4 protein-coding genes are annotated in these 17755 nt (G+C 72.3%); all 4 read left to right on the top strand.

The features are described from left to right. The first annotated feature begins 30 nt into the window (after positions 1 to 30). The 4 genes from AB0881_RS12320 (at position 31) to AB0881_RS12305 (ending at position 17321) form a co-directional block, all read left to right on the top strand. Positions 31 to 723, top strand: a complete 693-nt coding sequence (locus AB0881_RS12320; protein WP_366616520.1) for a hypothetical protein — start codon at positions 31 to 33, stop codon at positions 721 to 723. A 101-nt stretch (positions 724 to 824) separates the two neighbouring features. Then, on the top strand, positions 825 to 1511 hold the full coding sequence (locus AB0881_RS12315; RefSeq protein WP_366616519.1) for a hypothetical protein: 687 nt from the start codon (positions 825 to 827) through the stop codon (positions 1509 to 1511). A 122-nt stretch (positions 1512 to 1633) separates the two neighbouring features. Continuing rightward, complete coding sequence (locus tag AB0881_RS12310) at positions 1634 to 5287, top strand: hypothetical protein (protein WP_366616517.1); 3654 nt, start codon at positions 1634 to 1636, stop codon at positions 5285 to 5287. A 1-nt stretch (position 5288) separates the two neighbouring features. After that, the gene (locus tag AB0881_RS12305; RefSeq protein WP_366616515.1) at positions 5289 to 17321 is read left to right on the top strand and encodes a LysM domain-containing protein; all 12033 of its coding nucleotides are present in this window, start codon (positions 5289 to 5291) and stop codon (positions 17319 to 17321) included. Positions 17322 to 17755 lie beyond the last annotated feature (434 nt).

The raw sequence follows: 17755 nt of genomic DNA, 5'->3' as shown, positions 1-17755 counted from the left end.
ATCGGGAGGTATCGGAAGCAGACATTGGCCATGGAGAGGGCGATCGTGGTGACCGGACGAGAGGGATCAGCCGTCCGTCCCGCGCGTGCCGTGGCCCTGGGGGCGCCGGCGCCGGAGCAATGCGTCCTCAGGATCGACGGGGCCACGGCGAAGACGATCGACGTGACGTACGGAACGCTTCCGGGCAATCAGCCGAAGGCCTACAGGAACACTCTGGCGGTCTGGGAGAGCTCGGTGATCCCGTGGACGGTCAGGCCGCTGGTACGGGTGCGCTTGGCGCAGAACGTCGAGTCCGGCCTGGAGACCATCTCGGGGCTTGAGGTCACGCGGTCGGCGTACACCGTCGCCTACTGCACCGGACCGGACGTCACCGATGCCTGCGCGTGCGCGGTGCTGGCCGCGGGCGGGGCCGTAGAGGCTCCGACCTCGGTGAGTGTCGCGGTCGATGAGATCGGTGACCGTTCCCTGTCGATCCACTACCGGACGCTGTACGGATACCTGCCCCGGACCTACCGGAACTGGGTGGGGCTGTGGCCGGGCCTGGCGAGCCCGTACAACGCGCCGGCGCCGATGGCGCTGGCGAAGCCCACCGACGCCAGTGAGGGCCGTCTCGAGATGGACGGTCTCGACCTCACAGCCGACACCACCTACACGCTCATCTATTTCATGGACGCGAGCCAGACCACCGCTGCCGCCGTCCACACATTCCGCACCACCACATGAAACGACTCACCGCCGTTCCACGGGCGCCTTTCCGTGCGCCCGGTCGGTGGTGGGGCTTCGCACCGCCGGATTCCCGGCCGACGACCCATAGGAGAACCGACATGACGACGCAGACGACGCGCCCGCGTGCGGCACTCGACCAGCAACTGCTCACCACGGGCTTCGAGATCCCGCCGGACGGCGTGAACCCGACGCGCATCGACTACATCTACGACACCATGCCGGGCAACCGGCCCTCGGCCTACGGCAACAAGATCTACATCTGGGAGACCAGCGGTCACGACGTTCCGCGCAACCAGCCGTACAAGAACGAGAACAATGTGACCAGCGATCGCCCCGACGGCGACGGCACGTTCCCGGAGGACGTCACCAACCTGAGTTACCTCCTGGGTTACGCGACGGGCCCGGCGGTGGAGAACGTCTGCGCCACGGTCTTCGTGCCGGCCCTCGGTGCGGGGGACCCGGTCATCTACCCACCCTCGATCACCCTCGAGCGCATCGGCACCAACGTGGTGACCTTCTCGTACTCGATGCCGGGCGGCAGCCAGCCGATGGCCGACAACGACTGGGTTGGGCTGTGGGAGAAGCAGTCCTCCTCGGCGCTCTACAGCCTGCCGCCCAAGTGGTTCGCCCAGATCCCGGAGAACTCCGCCAAGGGGGCGGGCGCGCTGCAGAACGTCCGCCTGCTGCGCGCGACGTCGTACATCCTCGGCTACTTCAAGGGCGGCTACAGCACGTCCAAGCCCAAGCAGTCGACGCTGGCCTGCTCGCTGACGTTCCAGACGTGACGCGCACAGGCTGTTCATCGGCCGCGTATCCGACTCGCACGTGATGGGCAGGTGAAGCCGATCCCGGTCGGGCCATTACGCAGAGTGCCCGTTCCGGTGCCTGATTCCCAAGGTGGATCACAGTGAGCAATTTCCGGCAGGTCGAGGAGACCCGGCTGTACCTCGCCCCACCCTCAGAGCCCGACCCTGGTCACCGATGGCTCGGTTACCTGTTGCCCGAGGGAGCCCAGGCGGGCCCGGAGATCGGGCTGCGGCAGGCCCTGCACGACCTGGGCGGCTCGTTCGTCTTCGCGACCGTGGCGCCCGACCTCGCGCCGGCAGGGGCCGTCGGCCGGTTCATCGACGAGGTCGGCGCCATCGTCGGCGAGGCGGTGTCGCCCCGGGTGATCGTCTGGCTGCCCGACCCCGCACGGATCCCGGGCTCGCCGAACGTCGTCATGGGCATCGACCGCGACGGCGGCAAGGTCGCGACGGGGGCCCAGCTCCCGCTCGTCCCGGACCTGCGGCTGAACATCCTCGGCGGCGCCACGCTCGCCCTCGACGGGGAGGTGCTGCGGGTGCGCGGCACCGGAGCGATCGGCTTCTCCGGTCCCGCCGCCCCGGTGACCTCCCAGGTCTCCGAGGCCGGCCTGGCCTTCTCCGGCGATGGACGCGGATGCCTGGACTTCACCACCTACATCGAACGGCGGTCGCTGCACGACAGGTGGGGGTGGGGCTTCCAGTTCGCCGTCCCCACCTCCGGCCCGGACCCCGTCAAGCCGGCCAGCGCCCTGTGGTCGCCGCTGGCCGCCGGGCATCTGCCGTCCGGGGCCGACCTGCTCGGCTTCGCGGTCGCGCTCGACCCGGCCGACCCGGTGAACGCGATCCTGCCGGGCCGTACGGTCGTGGTCTTCACCGGGCTGAACCACGACGGCGAGCGGACGGTCCTGGAGTCCTGGTACCGCACCGACACCGGCGCGCGTATCCGCCTTGTACCGGTGCCCGGGCCGCTCGCCGAGCACCCGGACGCGGGACACCTGGTGTTCAATCCGGGCGCGAGCGGCCCGGGTGGCGTGGGCGGGCCGTTCCAGGCGGCGCCTTCGGGCGCGTTCCTGCTGGAGATCCCAGAGAGCGGGGACGCCGCAGTGTCCGCGGACGAGGTCCACCACCTGCTGTGCGGCCTCCAGGGCACCGAGTACATCGCCTTCACTCCGGGGGACCGGCTCGTGTTCACGCCGCGCCTTCCCGCGTACGTGGCCGGTTATCCCTTTCCCGAGGCGTCGCCGGTCGGGCCGCCGTCCGATCCCGGCGCGCCGCTGCTCGCCGAGACCTATCGCACCTCGTGGGCGAGCCTGGCACGGGCGGACACCGAGGATGCGACGCTGTACGTCGCCCAGCCGCGCGGCGCCCCCCTGTACGGGAGGGACGCGCGCACGTACCGCGCGAACCACTCCCTCATGGGGAACGTGGACCCCGGGGTGGCGCTGCATCGGGACGCCGTGTTCCCACTGGCCCCGTACGCGGGCGTGCGCGTGGACCCGGAGCACGGTGGCTGGAGCCGGGAACGGATCGAGGACGTCGAGCGCACCGCGATCGCGCCCACCCGGCGGATGCGGATCGGCGAACACGCGCACCCGCAGGACGCGCCCGCCAGGCCGCCGCGGCCGGCCGGTCCGTCCGCCGGGCGGCACGCCCCGTTCAATGCCGGACCGCAGGCCGGGCCCGTGAACGCGACCACACCGGCCGGGCTGCTCGTCACCGTCGAACCCGACGGCCGCTGGAGCAGGATCCTGCTCGGCCAGAACAACGACCCGAAACCGCGCCGGATGTGCTTCCTCCAGCCCACCAATGAGCTGCGGCAGGCGTTCCAGTCCAGCGATCTGTTCCTCGTCGCCGCCAACGCCACCCGCCTCGGCAACCTCACCGGCGCGGGCGACGGCGAGGCCGACGGGGCGGGCGAGGCGGCGTTCCAGAACGCCATGAACATCGGCGAGTGGAACTTCGCGGCCGACGTCGGCCGCAACCACTACGACGACTACGCCAACGTCCTCATCGTGAAGGGCAGGGAAGGGCCGCTCTACGACCCCGGCCGCCCGAGAAGCGAGAGCCTGGTCTGCAATCCGGAGCGGTGGACGCAGCGGGAGGAGTTCGCCGCGCCGAGCGATCTCGTCCCCGGGCTGGGCCCGCCGCCGGGCGAGCGGCCCGGCCCGCCGGACCCTGCCGAGCTCGTGGTGCTGTCGAGCTGGCTGCGGCGTTACTTCGAGGCCGCGGCCGAGCGCCCCGATCCGCATCTCGCGCGCTTCAACAGGCTGGCCCGCGATCGCGCCTGGACGGGCATCCTCGTGCTGCGCATGCGGATCGACGCCCTCCCGGCCGATCTCGCCGGGGTCATCGCGGGGGTCGCCGACCCGGGCCGGTTCCACGCCCACCACTTCGGGATCGAGATGAGCCAGGTCCGCAACGATCCCGGCGATCCCGTGATCGACCTGGCCGGTGACAGCTCGATGTTCGGGCTGGTCGACTACGCCGATCCCGCGTTCACGCCGCCCGGCCCGGGCGAAAGGGCCCGGCCGGTGCCGCCCCGGCAGGGCGTGGACCACGACTTCCGGCTGCTGAGCCTGCGCGCGGTGTTCGAGAACACCGCCGTCCAGGAGTTCGAGTCGTGGGCCCAGCTCACCGTCAACCGCCTGCTGGGCATGCGGGTCACCGGGATGGGGGAGGGCGGCGACCCGTTCAACACCCTCGTTCTCCGCGGGCACTACCAGAACGACGGCTCCCGGCCGGTGCACAGCCTCACCGGGACGGGACCGGCGACGTTGCGGTTCGGCGATGGCGTGCCCGTGCACAAGGTCGAGATCACCGGGGTGCGGATGTCCACCCGCGATCCGGGCGACCCGGAGACCGGCCGGGACGTCGTGTCGTGGTTCGACCTGTCCGGATTCCTCGACCTCAAGGTGCTGCGGCGGAACGACGGCACCCCCTTCGACGTGCTCTCGTTCGGCAACGACGCGGGCGAGGACCTGCCGCGCCGGGGGCTCGCGTTCTCCGGGCTCGGCGTCCGCATGGCGTTCCCGCCGCTCGACCCGGCGCGGCGCACGTTCACGTTCGACCCCGGGGAGGTGCGCTTCGACCTCGCGACGAGCACCCCGCGCGAGGACAGCCTCTTCCGGGACTTCGCGCTCGACCTGCGCGGCCTCGCCAGAGGGGACGCGAACGCGCCGCCGGAGACCGCCGGCTACCTGCCCGTCCTCACGAGCGCCCCGCTCACCGGGGTGGCGGACGGCCCATGGTGCGGCCTGGCGTACGAGCTGGATCTCGGCACCCCGGGCGAGCTGGCGGGCGAGGCGGGGCTGGTCGCGCGCCTGCTCACGGCCTGGTCCACCGCCGACACCGGCGAACACGACGACCGGGGCACGGGGAACGCGGTGGTGGCGGGGGATCCGGGGGCGCAGCGGGTCCTCGTCGGGCTCGGCCTGCCCGGGACGAAGGGCGGCGCGACGCTGTTCAGCGTGGAGAACGTGCTGCGGCTGTCCGTCGGGCGGATCCGGCTGGACCGCGCCCAGGCCGGCGGATCGCCGCCGCGTGAGGGATTCCTGCTGACCTTGAACGACATCGCGCTGCGCTTCCTCGGCCTGGTCGACGTCCCGCCCGGCGGCTCGACCTCGTTCTTCCTCTTCGGCGACCAGGACACCGCGGGCCCCGGCGGCCTCGGCTGGTACGCCCTCTACCACCGCAGGCAGGCCGGAGCCAGGCCGGCGCGGCAGCGATCACATCTCCTGGAAAGAGAGCGGAACTGACATGGAAATGGCGATCGAGAAGGTGACCCAGGTCACCTCCCGGCAGATCGACTCCTCCATCGAGCAGCTCCACCGAGTCGTGGCCGGCTTTCTCAAGGGCACGACACCGCGCTTCTTCGCGGCGCATGGGGCGGCCTTCGGGCACCAGGCGTCCACCGTCCAGGTCCTCAAACGCTTCATCGCACTCGGCGCCGTCCAGGAGGCGGAACTCGTCTACGCCACGGATGAGATCCTGGACAAGCTGCGGATCATCCTGCCGCAGATCAAGCCCGGCGACGACCCGCCTCCTATCGAGGTGACGAGCGAGGGCAGGACCGCCAGAGTCACCCTGGTAAAGCTTCCCGACGATAGGCTCCCCACCCCGGCCAGGTTCGCGATCAGCGGGGGCTGGGACTATCACGATGTCCCGACGACGGCCCGGCAGTTGAACGTCGAACTGGTGATGGCTGTTCAGCCGTACGGGTGGGAGGACGAGCGAAGTCGTTACGAAAGCTTCGCATATTTCGTCCGGGCGGACCGGTTCGTGGTCATCGGCGATGAGCTGAAACAGCAGGGCCTGCTGTTCAGGTCGATGCTCTACAGCCGCCCTCGGCCGCACATCTCCAATGATGAGTGGAAACTCCTGTCCGGGCTGCCGGGCAAGGAGGAGATCGTGGCGGCGTCCAAGGCGGTCATCGAAGGGGTGCGCGAGGAGCGGCTCTTCTGCCCGGTCTACGGGATCAGCGATTTCGGCCCGCTGGTCCCCGCGAGCGGCCCGCCTCCGGCCTCGATCATCTTCAACCTGGCCGGGACGATCCGTGTCCTCCAGCAGAGGGGCGCGCGGTTCGGCAAGGGCGCGGTCATCCTCGTCCTGACCACTTTCAAGCCTGCCACGTGGGATCTGCTTATCAGCAGATTCTCTGGCGCGGCCATTCCTATGGCCGCTCCGACGGTCGGCCCTTTCGTCGAGAAGTACCTCTGCCCCGGCGGCCAGGCCAAGGTCATCGTCAGACACCGGATGCGCGACGCCACCGAGATCTCCAAGGCGATCCGCGAACTCCGGAATGACGAGATCCTGATCCTCAACCTGCAAGGTCTGCCGCAGGACGTGTTCGACCTCATGTACGCGGAGGCCACGCTGCCCTCGCTGCTCGAGGGGGCGGGCACGGCGGGCCTGGCGATCCCGCTCGGAAATCCGTACTTCCGTTTCGCCAACGTCCAGTACCCCGTGCTGCCGCTCGGTGGGCAACCGACGAAGGAGTCGACGGACGCGGCCGATGCCACCGCCTGTTTGCGCACGTTGGTGTCCGCATGGGGAATGGACGAGGCCGACATCCCGCCGATACGCCTTTCCAAATATTTGACCGAGGCTTATTCTCCACAGAGCGGGCTCTACCAGTATTTCCGCCAGTTCGGGCCATTCCTGCAGGATAATCCGCAGCAGGAGAAGCTGACCGCGGCATTGCAGTGGGTGTTCACGAGCGAGCTTTTCAAACAGCTCCTCCAAGACCGCACGGCGCCGGTCGGCGTCCAGGGACCCGCGGGCGGCCAGGAACCGGCCGGTGTCCAGGATCCGGTGCTCGACCAGGTCTACCGGGATCTGGAGGCCAACCTCCGGCCGGACGGGACGCTGGACCTCGCCCCCGGCGCGTTCTCGACCGGCCCGCTCGCCGAGCTCTACCGGAACATGTCGGACGGGCGCCGGCTCGTGCTGTCGGCCGCCGAGGTCAAGCCCCCGGAGGACGGGCGGCTCGAGGCGCGCGGCCATGCCCGCGGCCTCCTCGGCCTGGCCACCGCCGATGTGACGCTCGTCTTCACCAACGGCGGCACCGGCCTGACCGGCGCCATCCGGGTCGTTCCCGGCGCGGCCGGGAGCTGGAGCCTCACCGGCGCGCCGTGGTTCCTGATCAAGGACTCGTTCCTCCAGGTGGTGCAGCCGGCCGACCCCGCCGCCGTCACCACCGGTTCGGTCGGCGGGGCGATCCCGCTGCCCGGCGCGGTGAAGGACGGGCCGCCCGCGATGAACATCACGCTGTCGGTCCCCCCGGTGGCGGGCCGGTGGGTGTTCGACGCGTCGTTCACCGAGCCCGGCCCCAGCCTGTCGCGGCTGTTCGCGCTCCTCGGCGGCGTCAACCTCGCGGGGGCGCTGCCGGCGCCGCTCAACGTGGCCGCCGACCTGGCCGTGCGCCGGTTCGAGGTCCGCTATGGCGTGGCGTCGCGCGCCGTCGAGGCGTTCTCGGTGCGGTTCGGCACGACCGAGCCGTGGCCCCTGTTCGGCCTCGTCGTGCTGACCCACCTGGAGATCCAGGCGAACGTCGCCGACCCTGGCGCGCCGGACGTCCGCAGTACCCGGTTCGAGATCGTCGGGACGTTCGCGCTGGGCCCGGGCGCGGTACGGGTGTCGGCCGCGCTGCCCGACCAGATCTTCGAGGGCACGCTGGTCCCGCCCGAGGACCCGGAGGCACGCGTGCGGATCGGCGACGTGCTGGCCCTGTTCCTGCCCGCCGGGCACTCCGCGCCGGTCGACGGCGCGGTGACCCTCTTCGACCTCCAGTACAACCGCCGCGCCGGCGCGTGGAGCGTGGACTGCGGGATAGAGGCGGACTGGCCGGTCCCGCCCGCGCCCGCCGCCCCGTGGTTCACGATCAAGAACCTGAGCCTCGCCGTGCGCGGCGACGCGTCCGGCACCGACGGGCGGTTCGGCGGGACGGTCCTGGTCCTGCCGGACGGCGCGGAGATCGAGCTGGCCGTCGAGGCGTCCTACCGGAAGGCCGCCGGCTGGCGCTTCGAGGGCCGCCAGACCGGCGGTGCGGTGCCCCTGGACGAGCTGCTCGCGGCATACACCGGATGGACGACCGGCAGCCGGTACGGGATCAGCGATCTGGAGCTGGTCATCGAGACCGGGAACGGCTCCTGGGAGTTCGGGGGCCGTACCGCCGAGCCGTGGACCGTGCCTTTCCTGCCGGGCCTGTCGGCCGCGGCGAAGCTGCGGCTCGGGTACCGCACCGGAAAGCCCGCACCGGCGGGACCGGGCGAGTCCGCGCCGGGCGAGTCGGCACCGGGCGAGTCGGCACCGGGCGCCGAGCCCGCCCTGGCCGACCGGCCGGCCGTGGCCGCCGGATACTTCGCGCGCCTGGAGACCGACTGGACCTGGCAGGGCGTCCGGCTGCGCGTGTGGATGGACTACGACCCCGAGGTCAGCGCGTTCGGCATCACCTGGAACGGGCTGGAGGGCAAGGTCACCGGCCCGACCACCGACGGCGACTACACGGCCGCGCTGGGGCTGGCCGCCGGCGCCACGCTCGGCTCGGTCATCGAGGCCATGGTCTCCTGGGCGACCGGGACGAGGTTCGCGCTCCCGGCGCCGTGGTCCGCGCTCAACTCGATCAAACCCGGCGAGCTGGCCCTCACCTACCGGTTCAACCCGAAGAACCCCGCCCGCGACCAGATCGGGTTCAAGATCGGCATCGGGCCGATCGACATGGGCTTCGCGCGCATCGACGGCATCGACGTCGCGTACCGGAGCACCGATCCCGGCCGGGGCGTGATGGTGACGCTGAGCGGGTTCTTCCCGTGGAACATCGGTGCCGGCGCCGTGGGCGACACCGGGACCCTGGGCCCCTGGGACGCCAGCGATCCCGGCGCCGCGCCGGCCCCGCCCGGTCAGGGCGGCAAGTACATCGACCTGCGGCTTCTCGCCCTGGGGCAGCACATCGACGTGCCCGGTCTCGCCCAGGACGACACCGTGGCGAAGGCGATCAAGCGGCTCGCCGAGCTGCCCGTCCCCGTGTCGGGCGACATTCCGGACGTCAAGCTCGACCGGGCGGTCTCCTGGACGGCCGGTCTCGACCTCGGCATCCTCCGCGTGGACACGGCGGAGCCCGGCCCCGACCGGCGCCCCGCCACCGCCGGCGAGGCGGCGAAACCGGTGGCCTACCTGCTGAACGGGCAGGTCGTCTTCTGCGATCCGCGCCTGTACGGGCTGCGGGTGGCCCTGGACGGCCCGGCCGCCAAGGTCTTCGCGGGGCTGGCGCTGGAGGTGATGTACCGCCAGATCAGCGATGCGGTGGGGGTGTACCAGGCGGAGATCGCCCTGCCCGACCGGATGCGCCATCTGAGCATCGGCGCGTACTCGCTCACGCTGCCCGTCTTCGCCGTGGCGGTGTACACCAACGGCGACTTCCTGGTCGATGTCGGATTCCCCAGGAACATGGACTTCTCGCGCTCGTTCCGGCTGGAGGCCCTCGTCTACCCGGGCATCCCCATGATGGGCTCAGGCGGCGTGTACCTGGGCAAGCTGTCCAGCGCCACGACCGATCTGGTGCCCAGGGCGGGCAACGGCACCTTCAACCCCGTGATCGTCTTCGGGTTCGGGCTGCAGGTGGGCTTCGGGAAGTCCGTGGAGTACGGGGTGCTGCGGGCCGGGTTCGACCTCACCGTCGCAGGTGTCCTGGAGGGCGTCATCGCCAAGTGGAACCCCTACGAGCCGGAGTCCGGCGCCCTGGAGCGGGCCGGCGCGGCGGCGGCCGACCAGGTGCAGGGCAGCTACTACTTCCTGGTCCGCGGGACGGCGGGACTGCTCGGGCGGCTGTACGGATCGGTCGACTTCTCCATCGTCAAGGCCGATGTCGACGTGCGGATCAGCGTGCTGGCCGAGATCGCCTACGAGTCGTTCGTGTCGCTCTCCCTCAGCGTGGTGATGTCGGTCGACGTGTCGGCGAGCGTGCGGATCGACGTGGGGCTGTTCACAATCAAGATCAGCTTCCGGTTCTCGATGCGGCTCAAGGAGACGTTCAGCATCGACAACCTTGGCGTCCCGCCGTGGCAGGCGGTGCCGGGCCGCGGCGCGTTCCGGCCGCTGGGCGCCTCCGCCGGGGTCCTCGGCGGGCCCGCCGACCGGCGCCTGCGGATGCGCCGCGAGCTCGCCGCGTCCGCCGGACGGGCCGTGCGCGCCACGCGCCCGCCGAACTGGGACAACCTGCTGCCCCCCGCCACCCCCGCGGAGCTGACCGGCTACGCCGTCCCGGGGCTCACCCTCGCGCGCGATGAGTGGGCGACCGCGGCGCGCGCGGACCAACCGCCCTGCTGGGTGATGATGCTGCTCATCGACTCGGTACCGGCCGTGCACGAGGCGATGCTCGCCGGCCCGGCCGACGGAACGGGCGGCGACACCTCGTTCGAGACGCTGTGCAAGGCCGTCCTGCGATGGGTCGTCGCGGCGGTCCAGGACGGCCCGCGCACCTCCGGGCAGATCGATGACCTCGTGATCGACGAGCTGGATCTGGCGTACCTGCTCGACGATGTCCTGGTCAGCACCCGGACCGTGCCGGCGCCGGTGCCGGCCGAGGCGGTCGAGCGGTTCCTGGCGGGGAGCTTCCGGCTCACCGTCGGCACGGGCGGGAGCACGGGGGAGCAAGGCGACGGGAAAGGGGACGAGAAGGGGGAGAACGCGGCCGGGGAGGCGCCGGACGCGACGTACCTGCCCGTTCCGCCCGCGCTCGTCCTCGACATCCCGGCATATGGGGAAGGGAACCCCGCGTCCCGGTACGCGTTCGGCTCCTACAACGAGATCGACGGGCAGGCCCTCGCCCGGCTCCGCGACTATTTCGCCGAGTTGGCCGTGCGGGTGTCCGACGAGACGGCGAGCGTGCCGGGCCCGGTCCCCGACACGTCCCTGTCCATGGCCGGATGGGTCTTCGGCGACTACTTCCTGCTGCTTGCCCGGCAGATGGTGCAGGCCGTCCGCGACGGGCTGCGCCTGTTCAAGTATCCGATCGGGCCGGACGAGACACCCCGCCGCGTCGTGCGCTGGATCAACGAGAACCGGGCCGTGCCGGACCCGGACGGCGACGGTCCGGACCTGCCCGCCTACACGGTCGTCGGCCTGTTCGCCGCCAACGAATCCCACCCGCTCCGGCCGGGCCGGACGCTGACGGTCGGCGTGACGTGCCGCACCGGCGAGGACGACACCTTCGCCTCCCTGGCCCGCCGCTACGAGGACGCGGTGACCGCGAGCGACATCGCGGGCGCCAACGCCGCCGATCCCGGCGTGCTGCGCGCGGGCGCGCGGATCACCGTGCCCGGCCGGCCTTCCCACACCGTCCGGGAGGGCGACACCCTCGCCGGCATCGCCAGGTCGCTCGGTGTCCGGTACACCGAGCTGGTCACGGATGCGCGGACCCTGGACCAGCCGGGCCTGCTGCGCCCGGGCGCCACCCCGCTCATCCCGCTGGTGACCTGCCCCGCCGGCGCCGGAGCGACGTTCGCCGCGCTGGCCGGACGGGAGGTCTACGCGGGCGGTTTCACCCCGGCCGCGCTCGCCGAGTGCAACGCGGGCCGGGCGGTGCTGCGTCCCGGCGCCGAGGTGCCGTTCCCCAATCAGGCGCCGTACCGGGTCCGGCCGGGGGACGTCTTGGGCGATGTCGCCGCGAACCTGGGCGTGTCGCTCGACGAGCTGCTGGCCGAGGGCGGCGTGCTCGCCCAGGAGGATCTGATCGCTCCGATGGCGTCGCTGGCCCTGCCGGTGTTCGGGCACGTCACCGGGGCCGGCGAGGCGTCCGGGAGCCTGGGCTCGGTGGCGGCGCTGTTCGGCACGACCGCGGCGGTGCTCGGCGAGCAGGCGGCCAACGGCGAGGTGGCCGGCCTCTTCGCCACCCGGACGGCGGGCGGTGACCCCGCCCCGTACCTGGACGTTCCGCATCTCACCAGGTTCCGGGTCGGCGAGCTGATCGCCGAGGCGCAGCGCACGTTCGCCATCAGGCAGCTCTCGGCCCTCGCGTCGCGCTACTCACTGCACGGCCTTCGCCTGCCGACCGGCGGGATCACCCCGAAGGCGCGGGGGATGTGGGTCCGCGAGGAGGACGGGCAGCTGCGCCTGCCGCCGCGCGCGGGCCTGCACGCCCTCACCGGCCAGCAGCTCGCCCTGCCGGTGCTGTCCGCGGAGCCGTTCCGCGTCGTCCTCGACCGGGCCGCGGGACCCCGCTGGCTGCGGTTCACCGACGGCGCGGGCGGCGAGACCGACCGCCTGGAGATCACGCTCGCACCCGGCTCGGTGGACGCCGGGCGGGTCGCCGAGCTGCGCGGCCGGTACGGGCGGGGCGAACGGCTCGACGCCGGGCTCGGATCGCTCGGTCCGGGTCCGATGTCGGTGAGCACGCTCGCCACCTACCCGTTCACCCGGACCGTCCCGTTGCGTAGCCCGGTGCCGGTGCCGCTGCCCTACGGCCGGGACACGGCGGCGACGCGGGAGCTGCGGCTCCACCGGCTGCCCGCCGACCTGACCGCCCTGCCGGACCGGTCCGTCCGGGCCTGCGATCCGCGCATGCGGGTACGCGTCGGCCGCTACGACGAGGCGACCGGCGCCACCGGCACCGCCGACGCCGGGGCCCACGGCTGGGCCACCGCCGTCGACCTCACGGTGAAGCGGGTGCCGCCGGTCGACGGCAGCCCGACCACCCGGTCCACCTACGAGATCGCCGGAGTGAACGACAAGGACGCCGTCCTGCTCGAACGGCTCCTGGAACGCTGGGCCGCCGACGGGGACGCCGCCGCGATCGACCGGCTCATCCTCGCCTTCCCCGGATCGGACGACGCCGCGGGCCTGTGCAACGACACCCTGCCGAAGGTCACGATGGGCATCGCCCAGGTCGACCTCAGCACCCGTACCCGCCCGCCCGGGGTCCCCGCCGTCCCGCGGGCGGCCATGGCGGACACCGGGCCGCGCCTGCTCAACACCCCCGAGGAGTTCATCCGGCTCCTCTGGGAGGCGAGCATCACGCGCGGCGGCGGCTTCTTCCTCTACTACGACGCCGCCGCCGAGGGGCGAGGGCTGCCGGACCGGCTCTTCGCCGGCGGCGACCAGGCCACCGTCACCCTCATCGTGCTCTACGCCGCGCCCGCCGAGCCGGCCGAGCGCGACCGCGTCGGCGCGTTCATGAACCGCCTCGCCACCACCGCCGACCTGCCCGCCGACGCGACCGTCTTCGCCGAGGCCGACCCGCCCGACCCGCCCGTGCGGGTGCCGGCGGCGCCGGACGTCCGGCTCGGCGAGCTGGCCAGGGCGTACTACGGAGACGTGGCGGACCTGCTGGCCGCCAACACGGCACTGGTCCTGGCCGCCGACGCCCGGATCGTCGTGGACGAGGGCGTCTGCCAGGCGCCGCCGGGCGGCATCGCGCTGGCCGACCTCGCCGTCCGGTTCGGTACGACGGTCGAGGCGCTGCGCGAGGCCAACCCCCGCCGGCACGGCCGGCTGCCCGACCCGCTGCCGTTCCCCGCGGCGCTCCGGCTGCCCCGGCTGGTCCTGACCCCGGGAACCAGCCCGTCCAGCCGCACGTTCGGCGAGATCATCGCCGCCTACGGGCAGGGAGCCGCGTCCCTCGCCGCCGCCAACCAGGACGTTCCCGGACCGTTCGCGGCCGGGCAGCAGATCACGCTGCCGGGCGGGCCACGAGTACGGACCGCCACGGTGCGGCCCGGTATCGCCGCCGTCGCCGCCACCCGGGTGAGACCGCACGAGGTCCCGGTCGAGCCGGACGCCGATTTCGCACGGCTGTTCCTGCTGAACACCTTCACCCTGCTCGGCTACCAGGTCGCGGGCAACGCCGCGTTCACCGAGAGCGTCACCGGCCTGCCCGCCGGGCCGACGACCGAGACCGCCGGCACCGAGAACCACGACAAGATCCGGGCGCCCCGCGAAGCGGAGCCCGGGGAAGGCGTGTGGGACTACGGGCGGGCCGTTCCGTACGCCCGCTTCACTCGTCCGGACCTGGACCAGCGGGACGGCGTCCGGTCCCCGTACGAGGGCATCGGCGAGATCCTCCAGGTGGCCTTCGACTGGCGCGACATGTACGGGAACACGCTGTCCACCGTCCTGTCCGATCCGGAGAAGGGCGACCGGGGACCCTACGACCAGCCTCCCCTCCTGACCGGATACACCGACGCGCTGGTGGGGCTCGGCCAGTGGCCTTCGGTGTCGTCGAGCTGGCAGGTCCGCGCCGCCGACACCGGCGTACCCCGCCTGGAACTGCTGCTGGGCTTCGACGACAGCCGCTATCAGGGGCTGCTCGCCGCCGCCGCGCCGGATCCCACCACCGTCGAGCTGACGTTCACGGCCCCGCTCGCACCGGAGGGGGTCACCGACCTGGACCACTACACCTTCGATGAGACGGTCACGGTCCGATCCGCGGTGCTCGGCGCCGACGGCCGCACCGTGCGGCTGACCGTCTCGGCGCTCGCCGCCGATCGGACGTACGACCTGTCCGTGCGCGGGCTTCGCTACGCGGACGGCCCCGGGACCATCGAAGGCCGGGCCGGCTTCGCCTACCCCGCCGACGACCAGGCCCGCACCTCCTCCGTCGCCGCGAAGGCCCGCACCGACGCCGCCGTCTACGCCAGGCTGCGCGACCAACTCGACGACCCGAACGGCATCGCGTACACGATCGAGACCACGCTGCTGGGCCGCTCCCCCGACGACCCGGCCGCGCCCGGCGAGGCCGAGCTGACCCCGGAGCAGGCCCGCGCGCTACGCACATGGCTGTGCGACGCGAACGGCTCCATCCTCGCCTTCCTCGATGACCGTGCCGCCTTCGGGACCGCCGTGCCCGCACCGCCGCCCGCGCACGCGATCGGGATCGAGCTCGCCGGCGACGCGGTCAACCCCGCGCAGATCTTCCCCCTCCGGGTCGCGTTCCGGCTGGCCCGCACCGGCGGCACCGTCCTCGGCGAGCTCGCCACCGCACCGGGCGTCCGCGCGGCGACCACGCCGGTCGCCCCCTTCCAGCACCCGCTCCCGCCGGAGGCCGGGACGCCCGGGGAGACGCTGGCGCTCCTGGAGTTCGCGCGGCGCCTGGAGACCGCGCTGTCCGACGGCGAGCAACTCGTCAAGGTCGCGGTGGGCGTCGACCGCTCCGCGCGCGGCGCGGGCGAGGAGACGACCGTGTGGGCGGTACGGGCGGGCCGCGCCGCCGGCACCCCGATCTCCTACACCCTCACCGAGGACGGCCCGGCGATCTTCGCGCCCCGGCCGGTGTCCACCTACCTGCGGAGCCGCCGCGGCGTGCCGATCCGCGACTACCGGACCGGCACCGGACTCGGCCCCAGGCCGTCCCGGTACGAGGACTTCGCCGAGGTCGACCTGGACGGCTGGTGCCGCACGCTGTTCGGGGCGGTGGACACCCTGCTCGCCCCCCGCTTCACCGCCGCCGCGCAGATCGTCGGCGCGCTCACCGGGGAGGACCTGCTCGCCCGCGCCCTCCGCGTCAAGGAACGGCTGGCCGAGGCCGCCTCCCGGTGGATGATCCCGGTGTTCGAGGGCGAGCACGCCGACCCCGCCCACGCCCGCGAGCTGTTCCGCCAGCAGATGCTGACCCGCCTGCTCGACGCGTACACGGTCCGCGCGGCCGTGCAGTTCACCGCGGACGTGCACGCCGACCTGCGGGACCCCGCCCCACCGGAGCTGTCCGGGGAGCCGGTCCAGCGGGGCTCCGAGGAGGACGCCACGCCGGTCTCCCTGACCTCCCCGCGGCTCCCGCTCCGTACCGGCACAGGGGTGCCACTCGGCTTCTTGGTGACCGCGCCTGACACGGTCCGCGCGGACGGCGCCGTGGCCGCACGGGCCGACCTGGACATCCGTTACGAAGCCGACGCGATCGAGCACCAGATCGGCCCGGTTCCCGGCATCGACTATCGAGCGTCGAGCTGGCTCACGTTCATCGATCGCGAGTCGCCGCTGTCGGCCGACCTGGGGGCGTTCTCGGTACCCCTGGTGCTGCGCGCCTACCCCGCGAGCCCGACGATGAGCGGGCAGGAGGCACGCTACCCCGCCGACCACGACGACCCGCTGGGCCGGGCCGTCCGCTGGGAGTACCGCTTCGGCTACTCACTGCCGTTCCACTACCCGCAGGACCGGGTGGTCGCCGAAGTCGCCTTCAACGTCGGCGGCGACCGGGCTGATCTGGATCTCGACGACGCGTTCGGCCCGCTGGCCGAGTTCGCGGCCGTCCACCCCGCCGTCGCCCGGGACCTGGACGCCTACCTGGCACCCATCGACGCGCTCACCGGGCCCGGTGAGGAGGTGACGAACGCGGCGGCGGCGCTGCGCACCCTCCTCACCCTGGCCGAGGCGGTCGCCGACACCGGCCTCATCGTGGAGGCAATCCGCCCCTCTGTCACCGGCGGCACGTCCTACGAGTTCTCGATCGACGAGGGCTCGGTCGATGTCGGCGACACACCGAACGCGCTGCTCGTCACCATCACCGGGGCTCCACCCGCCGGTGTCGGCGTGCCCGTGGTGCGGATCGACGACGAACGCTACGAGCCGGTGCCGTACACCACCGGCGAGGACGGTCCCGTCATGTACGTCTACCGCACCCGCGGCGGCCCCGAAGGACGCTATCTGACGGCCGCGAACGGCCAGGCCATTCCCGACCGCACCGTCGTCATCCCGGGCCTCCACCTGCTGGAACAGCAGGACGCGCTCGCCTCCGTGACCGTCGAACGCAACCGCGAGCTCGTGCCGGGGCGCCCGTCGGCCGACTCGTTCGTGTACCGCACCCCGGCGATCCGCGGCGCCGCGCCGCTGCAACCGTCGACCGACGTCAGCACCGTCCTCGAGATCCCCCTGATCGGCGTCCCCACCCCGTCCCAGCCCGCCTACCGCACGCTCACGGGACACCTGGAAGCAGTGTTCAGCGCGCTACTTGTCAACACCACCGAGCCCGCCCTGACCGCCCAGGTGGAGGTGACCTACGCCTACGAGGCCAACCCCGGCCTGACACCGGTGACGCTTCCCCTCCTAATGCAGGCGCCTCTCACCACCCAGCGCCCGGACGGCGACCTGAGCAGGATGCTCGCCGGCTGGGCACAGGCGATCCACGACTGGTTCCAGGCCCGCACGCCCATCTGCGACGGAACACTCGGCTTCGACCTGACCCTCATGACGAACTTGACCACACGCCCGATGCCCTTGCTGCGCCTACGCAACCTGCACCTGCCCATCAAGTACGTCATCGACCCCAAACCGACCTGCTACCAGGCCATGGACAACCCCGCCTGACTGAGGATGACTGGTCGCTCATACACCCGCGGCGACCCGTAGGTCCCGCTCGACGCGGCATGGACCTCACGGGTCCGCTCGGCCAGCCGCGCATCAACGGCCGCGCGCAGTCCGCGCTGGAGATGCAGCGCAGCAGCGGTAGCAGCCGGACCGGGCCAACAGACCTCGCACGCGGCACAGCCGCTGGACGCCGCAGCGCCGCAGTGGTCCTTGACGAAGCCGAAGCGGCTCACCAGCTCGTCTCTCTTGCGAGAGAGGGGGCCGCGCCGGGCCGCTCGGTCTCCTGGGCTCTGTTGCACCCAGGTCCGCAGCATTTGTGGTTGACACCGCCCGGACCGGCGATGCCACCAATGACGGTGCCACTGCCCGCGGACAGTGAGCCGCCCTTCCCACCGGCCCGGCGGGACGGCATGATGTTGGGAGACACCACGAGG

It is taken from the genome of Spirillospora sp. NPDC029432, from assembly GCF_040703975.1.
In the GTDB taxonomy this organism is placed as follows: domain Bacteria; phylum Actinomycetota; class Actinomycetes; order Streptosporangiales; family Streptosporangiaceae; genus Spirillospora.
This window is presented reverse-complemented; position numbering and strand designations above follow the sequence as displayed.